The sequence below is a fragment of the Pseudomonas sp. NY15372 genome, from assembly GCF_048068215.1.
Classification (GTDB): Bacteria; Pseudomonadota; Gammaproteobacteria; order Pseudomonadales; family Pseudomonadaceae; genus Aquipseudomonas; species Aquipseudomonas guariconensis_A.
Genome location: NZ_JBLUPY010000055.1, coordinates 1 through 16,455 on the forward strand (window position 1 = coordinate 1; position 16,455 = coordinate 16,455).

At 64.8% G+C, this 16,455-nt stretch carries 15 protein-coding genes and 1 tRNA gene; 7 read left to right on the plus strand and 9 right to left on the minus strand.

Annotated features, from left to right (window positions below):
• Positions 1 to 204: 204 nt before the first annotated feature.
• On the minus strand, positions 205 to 1,143 hold the full coding sequence (locus tag ACNFG0_RS21940; protein WP_416766383.1) for a ZIP family metal transporter: 939 nt from the start codon (positions 1,141 to 1,143) through the stop codon (positions 205 to 207).
• A gap of 129 nt (positions 1,144 to 1,272) precedes the next feature.
• On the opposite strand from ACNFG0_RS21940, the gene ACNFG0_RS21945 reads away from it, so the two are divergent.
• The 4 genes from ACNFG0_RS21945 to ACNFG0_RS21960 all read left to right on the plus strand — a co-directional run bounded on the left by ACNFG0_RS21945 (position 1,273) and on the right by ACNFG0_RS21960 (position 4,804).
• Positions 1,273 to 1,464, plus strand: a complete 192-nt coding sequence (locus tag ACNFG0_RS21945) for a PLDc N-terminal domain-containing protein (protein WP_084854964.1) — start codon at positions 1,273 to 1,275, stop codon at positions 1,462 to 1,464.
• Positions 1,465 to 1,756: 292 nt separating this feature from the next.
• Positions 1,757 to 3,844 (plus strand): LTA synthase family protein, encoded by a 2,088-nt coding sequence (locus ACNFG0_RS21950; protein ID WP_416766384.1) that lies wholly within the window; start codon positions 1,757 to 1,759, stop codon positions 3,842 to 3,844.
• Positions 3,845 to 4,055: 211 nt separating this feature from the next.
• A complete protein-coding gene (locus ACNFG0_RS21955) occupies positions 4,056 to 4,292 on the plus strand; it encodes a hypothetical protein (RefSeq protein WP_196145793.1) in 237 nt (78 codons plus the stop codon).
• A gap of 179 nt (positions 4,293 to 4,471) precedes the next feature.
• Positions 4,472 to 4,804: a ribonuclease E inhibitor RraB gene (locus tag ACNFG0_RS21960; protein ID WP_416766386.1), complete on the plus strand. Its 333-nt coding sequence runs from the start codon at positions 4,472 to 4,474 to the stop codon at positions 4,802 to 4,804.
• A gap of 6 nt (positions 4,805 to 4,810) precedes the next feature.
• Here ACNFG0_RS21960 and ACNFG0_RS21965 read toward each other — a convergent pair whose 3' ends face one another.
• Complete coding sequence (locus ACNFG0_RS21965; protein WP_416766387.1) at positions 4,811 to 5,611, minus strand: c-type cytochrome; 801 nt, start codon at positions 5,609 to 5,611, stop codon at positions 4,811 to 4,813.
• Between the two features lie 530 nt (positions 5,612 to 6,141).
• Between ACNFG0_RS21965 and ACNFG0_RS21970 the strand changes: the two genes are divergently transcribed.
• Positions 6,142 to 6,876 carry an amidotransferase gene (locus ACNFG0_RS21970; protein WP_196145796.1) on the plus strand — a complete coding sequence of 245 codons (735 nt, stop codon included), beginning with the start codon at positions 6,142 to 6,144 and terminating at the stop codon, positions 6,874 to 6,876.
• Between the two features lie 131 nt (positions 6,877 to 7,007).
• On the opposite strand, the gene ACNFG0_RS21975 is transcribed toward ACNFG0_RS21970, so the two are convergent.
• The 3 genes from ACNFG0_RS21975 to ACNFG0_RS21985 form a co-directional block, all read right to left on the minus strand.
• On the minus strand, positions 7,008 to 7,979 hold the full coding sequence (locus ACNFG0_RS21975) for a magnesium and cobalt transport protein CorA (RefSeq protein ID WP_196145797.1): 972 nt from the start codon (positions 7,977 to 7,979) through the stop codon (positions 7,008 to 7,010).
• A gap of 170 nt (positions 7,980 to 8,149) precedes the next feature.
• Positions 8,150 to 8,869 carry a lysophospholipid acyltransferase family protein gene (locus ACNFG0_RS21980; RefSeq protein WP_416766389.1) on the minus strand — a complete coding sequence of 240 codons (720 nt, stop codon included), beginning with the start codon at positions 8,867 to 8,869 and terminating at the stop codon, positions 8,150 to 8,152.
• Between the two features lie 352 nt (positions 8,870 to 9,221).
• Positions 9,222 to 9,911: a crotonase/enoyl-CoA hydratase family protein gene (locus ACNFG0_RS21985; protein ID WP_416766390.1), complete on the minus strand. Its 690-nt coding sequence runs from the start codon at positions 9,909 to 9,911 to the stop codon at positions 9,222 to 9,224.
• Positions 9,912 to 10,200: 289 nt separating this feature from the next.
• Between ACNFG0_RS21985 and ACNFG0_RS21990 the strand changes: the two genes are divergently transcribed.
• Positions 10,201 to 10,290: transfer RNA gene (locus ACNFG0_RS21990), tRNA-Ser, on the plus strand.
• A gap of 137 nt (positions 10,291 to 10,427) precedes the next feature.
• On the opposite strand, the gene ACNFG0_RS21995 is transcribed toward ACNFG0_RS21990, so the two are convergent.
• From ACNFG0_RS21995 to ACNFG0_RS22010, 4 genes are all read right to left on the minus strand, one after another.
• On the minus strand, positions 10,428 to 12,557 hold the full coding sequence (locus ACNFG0_RS21995) for a TonB-dependent siderophore receptor (RefSeq protein WP_416766392.1): 2,130 nt from the start codon (positions 12,555 to 12,557) through the stop codon (positions 10,428 to 10,430).
• Positions 12,558 to 12,690: 133 nt separating this feature from the next.
• Positions 12,691 to 13,068, minus strand: a complete 378-nt coding sequence (locus ACNFG0_RS22000; protein ID WP_196145801.1) for a hypothetical protein — start codon at positions 13,066 to 13,068, stop codon at positions 12,691 to 12,693.
• A 117-nt stretch (positions 13,069 to 13,185) separates the two neighbouring features.
• Positions 13,186 to 14,373 carry an MFS transporter gene (locus ACNFG0_RS22005; protein ID WP_196145802.1) on the minus strand — a complete coding sequence of 396 codons (1,188 nt, stop codon included), beginning with the start codon at positions 14,371 to 14,373 and terminating at the stop codon, positions 13,186 to 13,188.
• A gap of 78 nt (positions 14,374 to 14,451) precedes the next feature.
• Entirely contained in the window at positions 14,452 to 15,207 is a 756-nt protein-coding gene (locus ACNFG0_RS22010) for a 3-oxoacyl-ACP reductase family protein (protein WP_416766396.1), read from the minus strand.
• Positions 15,208 to 15,319: 112 nt separating this feature from the next.
• Between ACNFG0_RS22010 and ACNFG0_RS22015 the strand changes: the two genes are divergently transcribed.
• Entirely contained in the window at positions 15,320 to 16,258 is a 939-nt protein-coding gene (locus ACNFG0_RS22015; protein ID WP_416766394.1) for a LysR family transcriptional regulator, read from the plus strand.
• Positions 16,259 to 16,455: the final 197 nt, after the last annotated feature.

A 16,455-nucleotide genomic window follows, 5' to 3' on the forward strand; every position in this document is an offset into this window, starting at 1 on the left:
TGGGAGCGGGCTTGTCCCGCGATTGGGCCGGGCCGGATATCACCGTCGCCTGGCAAGGGCTTCGCCCTTAATCGCGGGACAAGCCCGCTCCCACAGCCGCTTGTTCTCTGCGCGACAGCGCAGCCCGAAGGGCTGGGTAATCTCCCACAGTGCTCCGGTGGGAGCCGGCTTGCCGGCGATTGGGCCGGTCTGTTCAACCTATTGTCACCCCAACGCAGTATCGAGAAACATCATCACCCCGAACCCGCCCATCAGCCCCAGGGTCGCCGCTGTCTGATGCCCATTGCGGTGGGTTTCGGGAATCACCTCGTGGGACACCACGAAGATCATCGCCCCGGCTGCCAACCCCATGCTCACCGGGTAGGCGAGGGCGAAGCCGGTGGAAATACCCAGGCCGATCACCGCGCCCAGTGGCTCCATAAGGCCCGAGCCGATCGCCACCAGCGCCGCCTTCAGGTTGGAAAGCCCGGTGGCACGCAGCGCCAGGGCGACGGCCAAGCCCTCGGGAATGTCCTGGATGGCGATGGCGCTGGTCAACGGCAGGCCGATGTTCATGTCGCCGTTGGCGAAGCTCACGCCGATGGCCATGCCTTCGGGCAGGTTGTGCAGGGTAATGGCCAGCACGAACAGCCAGACCCGGCTGATCCGTTCCGCCTCCGGGCCGCAAGGGCCGGTGCTTTCATGCTCATGGGGCGTGAAGCGGTCCAGGCCCAGCATCAGCAACACCCCCAGGCCCATGCCCAGCACCACGGTAAAGGCCGCGGCCGGGCCATTGCCGGTGATTTCCCGGGCGGCATCCAGGCCAGGCAGGATCAGCGAGAAGGAGCTGGCCGCGAGCATCATGCCGGCGGCAAACCCCAGCATCACATCCTGGCTACGTGCGCTGACGTCGCGCAGCACCACGGCCAGCACCGCGCCCAGGGCGGTGGCGCCGAACCCGGAAAGGCCACCCAGCACGGCCAGGTGCAGGTTGTCGGCATGGTCGCCTTCGATGGCATTCCACACACTGGCCGCAAGCAGGGCAAGCACCGTCAGCAGGCTCAGGCCCAGGCCGGCGCTGAGCCACGGGGTGGTGATGGCTTGTTGGCGCCAGGCGCTGAGCAGTGAAACCGGGGTGGTGCTGGGTGACTGGGCGAGTGGCATACGAACCTCGTGGCGAAATCTGTTGGGGGCAGTCTACCCAGTGACCGAAGAGGCCGGCCAAGGATTCCCTTCTATCGATGCAATAGCCGGCTATGCTTGGCGGCAATCACCTTTGGCAGGAGCATGTACATGGGGTCTACATTCAATGGCCTGGTCGGGCTGATCATTCTGGCGCTGGATATCTGGGCCATTCTGCATGTGCTCAAGAGCGGCGCCGAGGTCGGCATCAAGATCCTCTGGGTGTTGCTGATCGCCTTGCTGCCGGTGATCGGGCTGATCATCTGGGCCATCGCCGGGCCGCGGGGCAACCTGCGGTTCTGATAGCAGATGCTGGCAACCGTGCGCACTGGCTGTTCTGGCCCTATCGCTGGCAGCCAGCTCCCGCAGGTACCCGGTTCCGCGCCGCCCGTGTAGGCGCCGGCTTGCCGGCGATAGGGCCGGAACAGGCCGCACACAACCGCCTCGTGACAAAATTTTCACACTGGATTATCGAAAATCCGCGCCGCACAATGCTGCGTTGGCCCAATTGCCGTGCTTTTGATGGCCGGGCCCTTCAGGTAGCAGAGCGTCTTCGCCTTTTTCGCAAACCCGCAATCCTAGGATCCCCCCATTCATGGCTAACACGGATGCCTTGAAGCAACGGGCAGTGCCGACTTCGTTCGCGCCGACCCTCAAATCGCACCTCGCCTACACGTTGCTCAGCGCCCTGGTGATCATGCTGATGCTCAGCCTGGTCCGCCTGGCGCTGCTGGTTTACAACAGCGACATGGTCGGCGACACGCCGTATGCCACCGTCGCCGAAGGCTTCCTCAACGGCCTGCGCTTCGACCTGCGCGTGGTGGTGTACATCAGCATCCCGCTGCTGCTGGCGCTGCTCAGCCCCTGGGCCATGGCCCGGCGCGGCTTCTTCCGCCTGTGGCTGACCCTGGCCTCGAGCCTGGTGATGTTCCTCGGCCTGATGGAACTGGACTTCTACCGCGAGTTCCACCAGCGTCTGAACGGCCTGGTGTTCCAGTACATCAAGGAAGACCCCAAGACCGTCATGAGCATGCTCTGGTACGGCTTCCCGGTGGTGCGCTACCTGCTGGCCTGGCTGTTCGGCACCTGGCTGCTGAGCCTGCTGTTCAAGGGCATCGACCGCCTGACCCGCGGCACCGGCAGCACCGCTGCAGCCGCTGCAGCCGCTGCCCCGCGCAGCGTCGCGCCCTGGTACCAGCGCGTGGCGGTGTTCATGGTGATCCTCCTGGTGGCCGTGGTCGCCGCCCGTGGCACCCTGCGCCAGGGCCCGCCGATGCGTTGGGGCGACGCCTTCACCACCGACTCCAACTTCGTCAACCAGCTCGGCCTGAACGGCACCTTGACCCTGATCGACGCCGCCAAGAGCCGCTTTGGCGAAGACCGCGCCAATATCTGGAAGCCCGTGCTCGAGCAGGGCGTGGCCACCCAGAGCGTGCGCGACCTGCTGCTGACCCCCAACGACACCCTGGTCGACGCCGACGAAGCGGCCATCCGCCGCGACTTCGTGCCGCCGGCCGACCGCACCCTGGCGGTCAAGAACGTGGTGGTGATCCTCATGGAGAGCTTCGCCGGCCATTCGGTGGGCGCCCTGGGCAGCCCCAACAACATCACCCCGTACTTCGACAAGCTGGCCAAGGAGGGTCTGCTGTTCGACCGCTTCTTCTCCAACGGCACCCATACTCACCAGGGCATGTTCGCCACCATGGCCTGCTTCCCCAACCTGCCGGGCTTCGAATACCTGATGCAAACCCCGGAAGGCGGCCACAAGCTGTCCGGCCTGCCAGCGCTGCTCAGCGGCCGTGACTACGACGACGTGTACGTCTACAACGGCGATTTCGCCTGGGACAACCAGTCCGGGTTCTTCGGCAACCAGGGCATGACCACCTTCATCGGCCGTAACGACTTCGTCAACCCGGTGTTCTCCGACCCGACCTGGGGTGTGTCCGACCAGGACATGTTCGACCGCGGCAACGAAGAGTTGGCCAAGCACGACGGCAAGAAGCCGATCTATGCCTTGCTGCAGACACTGTCCAACCACACGCCGTACGCGCTGCCCAAAGACCTGCCGGTGGAGAAGGTGACCGGCCAGGGCCGTCTGGACGAGCACCTGACCGCCATGCGCTACTCCGACTGGGCCCTGGGCCAGTTCTTCGAGAAGGCGCGCAAGGAGCCGTACTTCAAGGACACCCTGTTCGTGATCGTCGGCGATCACGGCTTCGGCAACCACCAGCAGGTCACCGAACTGGACCTGGGCCGCTTCAACGTGCCGTTGCTGCTGATCGCCCCGGGTATCCAGGAGAAGTTCGGAGCGGTCAATCACACCGTGGGTACCCAGGTCGACATCGTGCCGACCATCATGGGCCGCCTGGGTGGCCAGACCCGTCACCAGTGCTGGGGCCGCGACCTGCTCAACCTGCCTGAGGGCGACCAGGGCGTGGGCATCATCAAGCCGTCGGGCAGCGAGCAGATCGTCGGGATCGTGCAGGGCGATCGCATCTTGATCGAGTCCAAGGACATGACGCCACGCCTGTATCGCTACCAGCTGGGCCGCGAGTTCAAGGCCGAGCTGATCGAGAGCCCGGAGCAGCCTGCGTTGCTGAAGAACCTGGAGGCCTATATCCAGACGGCGACCAAGAGCCTGCTGGACAATACCGCTGGTGTGGTTCACGGCACACCGAAGTAAGCGCAAGCGGGCCGCAGTGCGGCCCGATCGCGGGGCAACCCGCTCCCACAGGGTGGTGCGCATCGCTTCTGTGGGAGCCGGCTTGCCGGCGATTGGGCCGCCGGTACCGCCAACCATCCCCGCCATCCTCTCCTGACTGAACAAATCCCCAGGCTCACGGTCAAGGTTACAGGCAGCACATCCTGGTTTCTTTGATTGAGAGGGCGATTCAATGAAAGAGTGGGAAGTCACCTTCGTCGACCAGAACGGCGTACAGAACTCACTGCTGTACAACGGCGAGCAATGCCCCAGCGACGAGGAGGCCGCACGGCTGATCCGTTCGCACCTGTTCCCGGTGATCGATGAGCTGGACCTGAACGACTTCCAGGACCGCAGTCCTTCCCCCACGGTACGCTGGCTCAAGGAACAGAGCGGCGTATCCATCACCCGCATCAGCCCATTGCCCTGAGCGGCTGCGCTGGCGCCGGTGGCCAGCAGGCACTACGCTCAGAAGGCCTGGGTCTTTTCTGCGGACCCTGGTCGGTTTCATTCGCGTCTCGCATCAGCTCGATCTGCCCGGTACCTCTTGGTGCCAGCAGGTGCGTTGTGCACGGAAAGTCTATCCATTGCATTGCAGGAGGACGTTTCATGAGCAGCCAGAACGACGATATCAGCAGCAGTGTCCTTCGCCAGATGAAAGATGGCGGTTTCGATTTCACCCGTATCCACCCAATCGAGTTCTACGCCGTGTTCCCCGACGAGGCGGCCGCCCGGCGCGCGGCTCGGCAATTTCGCGGAGAGTCCGTCAGTGCCCAGGTCTGCGAGTTGGACGACGGTGCCTGGTACCTGGAGCTGAGCAAGGTGATGTACGCCACCTACCGAGGAATCGGCGCCTTCGAAGAGGCGTTCGAGCAGATGGTCTCGCCGTTTGGCGGTGAGGTGGAAGGCTGGGGCGTCAAGCAGGAGCGCCCGGTGGCTTGATTCTATTCAGGGTTTGCGCTTGGCCATATGCGCCAGGTAGGCGATCAGGTCGTCCAGCGCCTGATCGTTCAGCACGCTCGGTGCAAACCCCGGCATCCGCGCCTGGGGCCACTGCCGCAGGCTTTGTGGGTCGCGGATATAGCGCCGCAGGAACCCCGGCTGGAAATACTCGGTAGGGTTGTAGGGCACGTTCAGGTCCGGGCCGAACTGCGCATCCCCCGCGCCATTGAGCCGGTGGCAGGCCAGGCAGTTCTGTTGGAACAGGGCGAAGCCACGGCGCACCGGGTCGTCCGCCGGCAGTGCGGGGTCGGGCAGCAGGGCAGGGAAGCGTATCTGCACCGGGGCCAGGCGGCGGATCGTGGCGATCTGGAACGGCCATTGTTCGGGGCGAATGCCGCTGGCCTGGGGGTTGGTCCATACCAGGTAGAACGGCCCGGCGCTTGGCTTGCCGTCGCCCAGGGCCGGCCAGGGCTTGGCCGGGTCTTCCACGGCCAGCCACGCCTGTGCCGGCCCGCTTTGCAGCAAGGGCCCGGCGGGCATCTCGGCAGCGAAGCCATCCAGGGCCACGGCTTGCAGGTGATCGTTCGCCGTCACGCCCTCGAGCAGTACGTTCAGCGGCACGGCGCGGTAGAGCATGGGGCGTTTATAGGACACGTCCTGGTCGATGCGGATATCCCGGGCCTGCGGGTGGGTCAGCAACTCGGCGCTTTGCCATTGGCGCGAGCGCTCACCGAGTTCCAGGTGCAGTTGCGCCGCCGACAGCGGCAGGCAGAACAGGAGTGTCAGCAGGGCGAGGCAGCGACGCATGGGCAATCTCCAACCGGTCAGGGGTGGCAGATTACCTGTGCGGTGCCTGCAATGGCCACGGCTGCTTTCATCCGAACAAGCGTGTCAGGTTCGGCAGGATGAGCAGCAAAGTCGTGGCGAAGAGAATGAGCCCAGCTTGGCGTACTTTTGGTTGTTTGATCATGGCGGACCGCCTTCTTGTTGTTATTCCTGAATAGCCCTTGGCTTCCTTGTCTCGCTTCGGGTCGATCGCGACGGCGTATGCGCTACGCCGGTCCTGCATGCCTCTTTTTTTCTGGATATACAACCAACAGTAGGGGGTACGTCATCCCTGTTTCAGAACCCTTTGTTCTATTGATTTTTGCATTGATTCATTTCGTTTATGAGGCCATGTGCCAGCTCGCTGGCAAGCTCTGGCTAGACAGCTGCGCTCCTTGCGCCGTACCGCTTGAAATTCGTGACCGTTCGTCAGAGCATCCTACTTGCTTGTACGGGGCTTTCGCGTCAGTCTCTACAGCAAATTCCCACATACGTCGTTCAGGACTATCCCTATGTCGTTACGCATCTGCATCCTGGAAACCGATGTCCTGCGACCGGAGCTGACCGCGCAGTATCAGGGCTACGGAAGGATGTTCGAGCAGCTGTTCTCGCGTCAGCCGATCGCCGCCGAGTTTCGCGTGTACAACGTGATGAACGGCGAGTACCCGCCCGAAGGGGAAACCTTCGATGCCTACCTGGTGACCGGCAGCAAGGCCGACTCGTTCGGTGCGGACCCGTGGATCCAGACGCTCAAGGCGTACCTGCTCAAGCTGTACGAACGTGGCGAGAAGTTGCTGGGCGTGTGTTTCGGCCACCAGGTGCTGGCGCTGGTGCTCGGCGGCAAGGCCGAGCGGGCGGGCCAGGGCTGGGGCCTGGGGATCCATCGCTACTCGTTGGCGGCCCATGCGCCGTGGATGGACCCTGAGGTTTCCGAGTTGACCCTGCTGATCAGCCATCAGGACCAGGTGACCGAGCTGCCCGAAGGCGCCACGGTGATCGCTTCGAGCGATTTCTGCCCCAACGCGGCCTACCACATCCGCGATCAGGTGCTGTGCTTCCAGGGTCATCCTGAGTTCGTCCACGAATATTCCCGCGCCCTGCTCGATGCACGCCAGGATGTGTTGGGGGACGAGGTGTACCAGCGGGCCATCGCCAGCCTGTCGGAGGAGCACCAGGGCGACCTGGTGGGCAAGTGGATGCTGCGCTTCATCGGGCATTCGGACAAGGCCAGCGAACACGCCGCGTAAGCGCATGTCTGCCATGGCCCAATCGCCGGCAAGCCGGCTCCCACAGAGACCGTGCTATCCCTGTGGGAGCCAAGAGGCCGTGCTATCCCTGTGGGAGCCGGCTTGCCGGCGATTGGGCCGCGCAGCGGCCTCTACAGCCAGCCCGAGCGCTTGAAGCTGGCATACAACGCCGTACAGCCAACCCCGATCACTCCCAGCACCCCGAAATACCCGTAATGCCACCCCAGCTCCGGCATATTCTCGAAGTTCATCCCATAAATCCCGGCAATGGCCGTGGGAAACGCCAGGATCGCCGCCCAGGCCGCGAACTTGCGCTGCACGATGCTCTGCCGCGAGGCTTCGAGCAGCATGCCGATCTCGATGGTCTGGCTGGCGATGTCGCGGATGCTGGCCAGGTCTTCCATTTGCCGGGTGACGTGGATCTGCACATCGCGAAAATACGGGCGCATGTTCTTGTCGATGAACGGGAAGCTCAGGCGCTGCAGTTCCTCGCTGACTTCCACCATGGGCGCCACGTAACGGCGCAGGCGCAGGATGTCGCGGCGTAGGCTGTGCAGGCGCTGGATGTCCTCTTCGCGCAGTGAATTGCTGAGCACGCTCTGTTCGAGCTCCTCGATCTCGCCGTGGATGGCCTCGCTGACCGGCTGGTAGTTCTCGGTGACGAAGTCGAGCAGGGCATAGAGCACGAAATCCTCGCCATGCTCGAGCAGGAGCGGGCGTGCTTCGCAGCGCTGACGCACCAGGGCATAGGACTTGGAGTGGCCGTTGCGGCAGGTGATGATGTAGCCAGCACCGGCGAAGATATGGGTTTCGATGAATTCCAGCTTGCCCTCATGGCGCACCGGCGAATAGGTGACGATGAACAGCGCATCGCCGAAGGTCTCAAGCTTCGGTCGGCTGTGCTTTTCCAGCGCATCTTCGATGGCCAGTTCGTGCAGGCCGAACTGGCGCTGCAGGTTGGCCAGTTCCTCGGCGTTGGGCTCTTCCAGGCCGATCCAGACGAAGTGCCCAGGCTTGCGCGCCCATTCGCTGCCTTCGTCGATGCTGATATTGGTGACCTTCCTGCCGGCGCTGTACACCGCCGACGCCACGACTCGCCCCATGGTTACCCGCTTCTTCGATTGAACACCCGCTACAGCTTGGGCTGTGTAGGGCCATAGAGCAACTTTTGCCGTGCGGGCGCCATCGCGGGGCAAGCATGCTCAGAGCCTGTAGGAAAGATGCAGGCCCGTCGTGGGAGCGGGCTTGTCCCGCGATGGGGCCGGCGCAGGTCTCAGCCGTTCGCCAGCTCGCCTTCCATCCGGTCGATGCACTGCTGCATCTGCGTGCGGCATTGCTCGATCAGCGCCGGCAGGTCCTGCTGGCTCATGCCCGCCGTGGCGATGGGCGGCAGCGAGCGGACGATCACCGTGCGCTGGCGCCAGCTGTTCAGGCCCAGGCGCCGGCTGTAGCGGCTGACGCACACCGGCACGATCGGCACACCGGCCTCGACGGCCATGTGGAACGCACCTTTCTTGAACGCCAGCAACTGCTCGCCCGGGTTGCGGGTGCCTTCGGGGAAGATCCAGATCGACGTGTCGTCGCGCAGGATGCGCGTGGTCACCTGCATGGCCTTGCGCGCCTGGTAGGCGTTCTTGCGGTCCACCAGCACGTTGCCGCCGAGCCAGAACAGTTGGCCGAACAATGGAATCCAGCCCAGGCTCTTCTTGCCGATGGCGACCGTGCGCCGGGGCACCACCTGGCCGAGGATGAACAGGTCGAAGTTGGACTGGTGGTTGGCGACGATGACGCAGCCCGGCGGCTGGTCCCACAGCGGGCCGACCTCGGCCTTGACCTTGATGCGCATCAGCCAGGCAGCAGGCAGGCTGTAGAGGCGGGCGAAAACGCGGCTGTTGTCAGGGTTGAACGGGCGGCACAGGCCGATCACCAGGCCTGCCACGCCGACGAACGGGAAATGCAGCGCCAGAAGGAGCATGCGGAGAATATAGAGCATGATACGACTCACACCAGACAGTCGCGGCGCAGTGTACGGCTGTGCACTGTCTGGGGCAAACCCTGGGTGGGCTGCCGGGCGGTATGGGCTCGATCGCCGGCAAGCCGGTTCCCACCTGTCGCACCTGTGGGAGATCACCCAGCCCTTCCGGGCTGCGCTGTCGCGCAGAGAACAATGTACCTCTGTGGGAGCGGGCTTGCCCCGCGATCAAGGGCGAAGCCCTTGCCAGGCGACGGTGATATCGGGTCCAGCCTAATCGCGGGACAAGCCCGCTCCCACAAAGGACCTGCAAACTCAAATAGTTATGCGTTGTTCTATGAGAGCCGGCTTGCCGGCGGTAAGGGGCTGGGACTCAGCCCAGGTGCTGCTGGTCCCGCACGATGGCATCGTCCAGGGCATCGAGCAGGCCCTTGCGCACCTTGAGCTTGGTGTTCTTGTGCGCCAGCATGTTCAACTTCTTCAGCTCGCGCGCCGTCGCCAGGGCCGCTTCCTGCAACTGTTCGGCCGGCACCACCTTATCGAGAAAGCCCGCGTCCACCGCTGCATGAGGGTCGAACACCTCGGCATTGATCACCGAACGGTGGAAGGCCGAGCGCCGCAGGCGGTCGCGCGCCAGTTCGATACCGGCATGGTGCATGGTCATGCCGATCTGCACTTCGTTCAGGCAGATCTTGTAGGGGCCCTCGACGCCGATGCGGTAATCGGCCGACAGCAGCAGGAAGGCACCCTTGGCCACGGCGTTGCCTGGGCAGGCGACGATCACCGGGAAGGGGTGGCTGAGCAGGCGACGGGCGAGGGTGGAGCCGGCAGTGACCAGGTTGACCGCCTCCTTGGGGCCCGAGGTCATGACCTTGAGGTCGTAGCCGCCGGAGAGGATGCCCGGCTGGCCGGTGATGATGACTACGGCGCGCTCGTCCACGGCGCGATCCAGGGCGCTGTTGAAGGCGGCGATGACGTCCGGCGAGATGGCGTTGACCTTGCCGTTGTTCAGGGTCAGGGTGACGATGCCGTCTTCGGCGTGGTAGGTAATCAGCTCGCTCATGGCAGAGTCCTTTGGATGACGTGGCGATGACGTTACCCAGCGCTGGAGCCCAGGTAAAGCGGCAAGGCTGACTGGCCGGTCAGCGTCTGCGCCGCGCACCTTGCCCTGTCGGGGCAGGGCTGCGACGGCGGGTAAAAGCGCAAGGCAGATTGGCAGCATCGCCCTGGCAGCCCCGGTTTTGTGGCCGGCAGGCTTAAGCGCATGAAAATTCTGAAAAAAATGCTTGCCAAAGAAAAGGGCTTCTACTAAATTAGCGCGCCTCGACAGGCTGAACTGCTTGAAGAGATCCGGTGAAGTGTCCGAGTGGTCGAAGGAGCACGCCTGGAAAGTGTGTATACGAGAAATCGTATCAAGGGTTCAAATCCCTTCTTCACCGCCACATTCCGCAAGAAGCCCCCGCGCTGAAAAGCCCGGGGGCTTTTTGTTTTCCGGGGCCGAGCGCAGGCCCCAAGCCGTGCGATCCCGTGTAGGAGCGGGCTTGCCCCGCGATTGGGCTGCGCAGCAGCCCCAAAACCCTCAGAAACTCACCGACGCCGACAACCGCGCCGTCCTAGGCGCTCCCTGGAACAGGTAGTTGTCCCCCAGGTAATCCCCCACATCCCGCCAATAACGCTTGTCGAAGAGGTTATCCACCGTCAGCCGCCACACGGTGTCATAGCCACCGATACGCGTGTGATACCGGCTGCCGACATCGAACACGGTATAGCCGCCCACCTCGACATTGCCCGCCGAGCTTGCGTACTTGCTGGCGCTGTAGCGCACCCCGCCAAGCAGCGCCAGGCCAGGCACCGGCAGGCTGTAGTCGGCCTGCAGCGCGGCGCGCAGGCGCGGTACGTTGATTGCCTGGTGCCCTTCGTAGGCGTCGGTATCGCTGTTCTGCACCCGCGCGCGGATGGCCGCGGCGCTGGCCTGCAGTTGCAGGCGCGAGGTCACCCAGCCGCTGGCGCCCAGCTCCAGGCCGGTGTTCTTCTGCTGGCCCTGCTGCACATAGGTGAAACTGTCGCCGTCCGGGCGTGCGTACTGGTAGGCCTGGCGGATCTGGAACAGCGCGGCGCTGAAGCTCATGCCCTGCCAGTCGTGCTTGACGCCCAGCTCCACCTGATGCGACAGGGTGGGGGCGAGGATCTCGAAACGGTTTTCGGCGAACCAGGGCGCGGTGCCGCCCGCGGACAGGCCTTTCGCATAGCTGGCGTATACCGTGGTGTCCGGCTGTGGCTTATAGATCAGCGCAGCGTTGGGCAGCAGCTGGTACTGCTGGGTATGGCGGTCGGGAAGCCCGTTTTCCTTCCAGGTTTTCTCGTCCAGGCGTACTTCGCGGGCACCAACGACGGTCTGCCAGTGTTCGTTGAAGGTGATCCTGTCGCTGATGAACAGGCCGTACTGGCGGCTGTCCAGGCGGCGTTCGCTGGCGCCGATCGGTTTGGCGGACGGCTCCTTTGCCGGGGCACCCGTATAGATATTGCCGGTGCCGATCCATTCCATGTAGCTCGGGCGCTGATCGAGCGTACGGCGTTGGGCGCTGGTGCCCACTGTCAATTCATGGCCCACGCCCAGGGCGTCGAAGCGGCCATTGAGCATGGCCTGGGCTTCGTCGATGCGGCGAGTGTCATCCGGGCTGCGGAAGTCGTACATTTCGTAATCGCCGTTGCTGCCAAAGAAGGCATCCATACCCGAGCCCCAGGCAAACGCACTGTAGTCATCGATCACCACCTTGCTGCGCGATGCGCTCAAGGTCCCGCTCCAGGCGTCGTTGAAGCGGTACTCGAACTTCCCGCCCAGGTTCAGCGAATCGTTCTGCACCGGCTTGGCCCAACGCTGGTAGGCCAGGTGGTCGCCCGGGTCGACACCGTGGGGGACTTCGCTGCCGCCGAGCAATTGGTACCCGGGCACCGAGTACTGCTCGCGGTGCTGGTATTCGACGTCCAGCTGCAGGATGGCATCGGGGTTGATCTGCCAGTCGAAGGCCAGGGAGGCGAAGTCGCGTTTGCCGTCGGCGTGGTCGACGTAGGAGCGGATATCTTCATGGGCCAGGTTGGCGCGCAGGCCGAACTGGCGCTCGCTGCCGAACCAGCCGCCCAGGTCGGTGGCCAGGTAGCGCTCGCCTTGTTCGTTGCTCGACACGCTGATGCTGCGCACCTCCTCGGGCCGCTTGGTCACGTAGTTGACCAGCCCGCCAGGCTCCGACACGCCGCTTTGCAGGCCCGACAAGCCCTTGAGCAGCTCGACCTGCTGCTTGTTCTCCAGGGCCACGTTCTGTTCACCGGCGATGGTCTGGCCGTTGATCCGGTAGCTGCTGGCGGCATTGAGCTCGAAGCCGCGCACGTTGAAGTTCTCGTAGTAGCCGACCGGGGCGTAGCTTTCGCCGACCGAGGCGTCGCTTTGCAGCACCTCGCTGAGCATGCGCACCTGGCGGTCTTCGAGCAGCTGTCGGCTGAACACGCTCACCGAGGCGGGGGTGTCGAGCAGCGGCGCGGCCTGAAAACCACCCACCTGGGCCTCCCTAGCCTGGTAGCCCTCGTCTTCCTTCACCTGTGTCACGTGCAGTGGGGCCAGGGTGACGCTGTCGTCGGCCAGGCCCTGGGCGCTGTGCAGGGCAAGGCCCAGGCCAAGCAGGCCGAGGGGCAGGCGGGGGCGAAGCGGGGTCATGCGGGCTCCTTGAAAGCGGGCGTGCCGAGGCGGCGGGTGGGCAAAAAGGGCGCCATGGTAGCAGGCACGAAGGCGCCCGGCGCCTGCATTTCACAGGTGCTTGGCGACTGAAACGATTGGGCGCGAGGAAGATTCAGCTGGCCGGCGTTTTCTGCCGTTTGCGCCAGGAATCGTCGAGCTTCGACCAGGTCTTGCCGTCGGTGACGGCCATCAGTTTGCGCCCGTCCTTGAACGTCGCCAGGAAGGTGGCTTGTTCTTCCTTGCCGCCCAGCCAGAGCCCCGCCAGCAGGCCGACCGGCCCTGCCACCAGGGCACCGGCCACGCCCCAGCCCAGGGCGCCGCCCAGGTTGCGGCTGGGCTCCAGGCTCGCAAGCCGAAGGTCCTGGATGCGCGTGAGCGAGATGCGCTCGCCGGGGGAGGGGCTGCGCGCGGTCCTGAGCGTGAGCGATCCATTGCGGTACTCGCCTTCACCTTGCAAGAAATCGCCGGATTGCACCGTGAGCCTTGTCATCGTGTCGTCCTGTCCGGGAAAGGGCTGTGACCTGCGCCTTAATGAGCGCTGTGGTTGTCGGCAAGTCAACGGCCAGGCGACGGAGGGTCTTCGCGCCCACAACAAAGAGCGTGCAAACTAGACCGCTTGCATCGCCCCCTTGCGCCGACGTTCGGCCATCGCCCACACCCCCAATGCCACGGCCCCGATGATCAGGCCCGCTGTGACGATCCCCATCCAGCCCTGGCGCTGGAACAACTGGGTCCCCAGCAGCGACCCCAGCGCGCCGCCGATGAAATAGCAGGTGATGTACCCCGCGTTGAGGCGCGTACGCGCTTGCGGGCGCAGCACGATCACCGCGTTCTGGTTGCTCACATGGATCAGCTGCACCGCCAGGTCCAGCAACAGGACGCCGACCAACAGCGCCACCAGCGAGCTTTGGGCGAAGCCCAGCGGCACCCAGGACAGCAGCAGCGCCACCAGCCCGACCGTGGTGCCCAGCGAACCCTGGCCACGGTCGGCCAGGCGCCCGGCCCAGTTGGCCGACAGCGCGCCTGCGGCCCCGGCCAGGCCGAACAGGCCGATCACTGCATCGGAGTAGTGGTAGGGCTCGTTGGCCAGCAGGAACGCCAGCGGTGTCCAGAACAGGGCGAACAGGCTGAAGGCCAGCAGGCCCAGCAGCGAGCGCAGGCGCAGCACCGGCTCTTCGATGAACAGGCGGAACACCGAGCCGATCAGCGCTGGGTATTTCAGCCCGGCATGGGTGTGGTGTTGCGGCAGGCTGCGGTACAGGGCGATGGCGGTCAACGCCATCAGGGCTGCGGCCAGCACGTAGATGCTGCGCCAGCCACCGAGTTCGGCCATGAAGCCTGCGGCGGTACGGGCCAGGAGGATGCCCAGCAGCAACCCGCTCATCAATGTCCCGACCGCGCGGCCGCGTTGCTCCGGGGCGCTGAGGGTCGCTGCCATGGGCACCAGCACCTGCGCTACCACGGAAAATAGCCCGGTCAGCGCCGTGCCCAGCAGCAGCCACGGCAGGCTGGGTGCACAGGCGCTGATCACCAGGCCAAGGGTGGCGATGGCCACCATGCAGATGATCAGCCGACGCTGCTCGAACATGTCGCCCAGCGGCGCCAGCAGGAGCAGGCCGGCGCCGTAGCTCAGTTGCGCGGCGATGACGATGGTTCCGGCGCTGGCGGTGTCCAGGCCGAATTGCTCGGCAATGCTGTGCAGCAGCGGTTGGGCGTAGTAGTTGCTGGCCACGGCCAGGCCGGTGGCAGTGGCCATCAGCAGGATCAGGGCGCGGCTCAGGGCTGGGGCGTTCATCGTGGTTCTCATGGCAGGCGAAAGTGCAGCAGTATCAAGAAATGTCCGCCCAGGCGCTATCCCGGGCAACGAATGGCCTCAGGCCGCGAAGCCGCCGTCGGCCGTGAGGCTTGCCCCGGTGATGTAGCCCGCTTCCGGGCCGGCCAGGTAGGCGACGAAGCTGGCGATCTCCTCGGCGTGGCCATAACGCCCGATGGCCATGAGCGGGATCAGGCTTTCGGCGAAGTCGCCCGTGGCCGGGTTCATGTCGGTATCCACCGGCCCGGGTTGCACGTTGTTGACGGTGATGCCCCGTGGGCCGAGGTCACGCGCCATGCCGCGGGTCAGGCCGACCAGCGCCGACTTGCTCATGGCGTACGGGGCGCCACCGGCGAAGGGCATGCGTTCGGCGTTGGTGCTGCCGATGGTGATGATCCGCCCACCTTGGCCCATGTGGCGGGCAGCGGCCTGGCTTGCGACGAACACGCTGCGCACGTTCACCGCCAGCAAGCGGTCGAAGTCGGCCAGGTCGAATTCGGTCACCGGTGCCACGGCGAGCACGCCGGCATTGTTGACCAGGATATCGAGACGACCGAAGGCCTTCACCGTGGCGTCCACCGCCTGCTGCACGGCGGCGGCATCGGCGCTGTCGGCGCGCAGGGCCAGGGCTTGGCCGCCCTGGGTGTCGATTTCGTTCGCCAGGGCCTCGGCTGGGCCGGCGGAGCTGACATAGGTGAAGGCGACCTTGGCGCCTTCCTTGGCCAGGCGCCGCACGATGGCAGCGCCGATGCCACGGGAACCGCCCTGGACCAGGGCGACCTTACCGTCGAGGTTGAATGCGTTGGACATGCTGATCTCCTGCGTGAAGCAAGGCCGGATGCCTTGGATGAGCGCAGTATCGTCCGTGGATTACCCGCTGATAAGATGGCAATCGCTATCAGCAGAGTAAACCTTGGGTTGATGATCAATGGCCATGGAATCCTTCAGCACCCTCGAGTGCTTCATCCGCAGCGCCGAGGTCGGCAGCTTCGCCGAAGCGGCCCGGCGCCTGCACCTGACCCCGGCCGCGGTGGGCAAGAACGTCGCCCAGCTCGAGGCGCGCCTGGGTGTACGCCTGTTCCAGCGCAGCACCCGCAAGCTGACCCTCACCGAAGCGGGGCAGCGTTTCCTGGGTGAGGTGAGCGACAGTTTCCGCACCATCCAATACGCCATGGCCAACCTCGCCAGTGCCGAGGGCCAGCCGGCTGGCGCATTGCGGGTGAGCATGGGCACGGTGTTCGGGCGGCTGTACGTGTTGCCGCTGCTCGGCGAGTTCCTGCAGCGTTATCCGGCGATCATCCCCGACTGGCATTTCGACAACCGCCAGGTGGACCTGATCGGCCAGGGGTTCGATGCCGCCATCGGCGGCGGTTTCGAGCTGCCGCCCGGCGTGGTGGCACGCAAGCTGACCCCGGCGCACCGGGTGCTGGTGGCAGCTCCTGGGTATGTGCAGCGCCATGGGCCGATCGACCAGCCGGAGGCCTTGCCAAGGCATGCCGGGATCTTGATCCGCTCCCCGCAGACCGGCCGTGTGCGCTCCTGGCCGCTGACCAGCCGCTGGCAGGAGCAGCGGCCGCTACAGTTGCAGCAGGCCATGACCATGAGCGACTCCGACGCCGCCTGCGTGGTGGCCGAGCAAGGGTTGGGCATTGCCCTGGTCAGCCTGCCGTTCGCGGTGCCGTACCTGGTGGCCGGTCGATTGCAGCGGGTGCTGCCGGACTGGTACGTGGACGATGGGCATATCAGCCTGTACTACGCCGAGCACAAGTTGTTGCCGGGCAAGACCCGGGCGTTCATCGATTTCGTGGTACAGCGGTTCGCCGAGCAGCGGTTGGCGACGCGGTTCAATGCCCTGGAAGTGCTCTAGATCGGTGTAGCCATTGAAGCATAACGATTTGATTTTGCAGGCCTTTGTGGGAGATCACCCAGCCCAAAGGGCTGGGTGACCTCCCACAACAAGCGTACACAGGGTGTGGTTGGCGAAGTACCGGTGGGAGCCGGCTTGCCGGCGATTGGCCAGAACGGGCAACAGCATCATGAATCCTGAGCGAGCAGGGCTGGTTG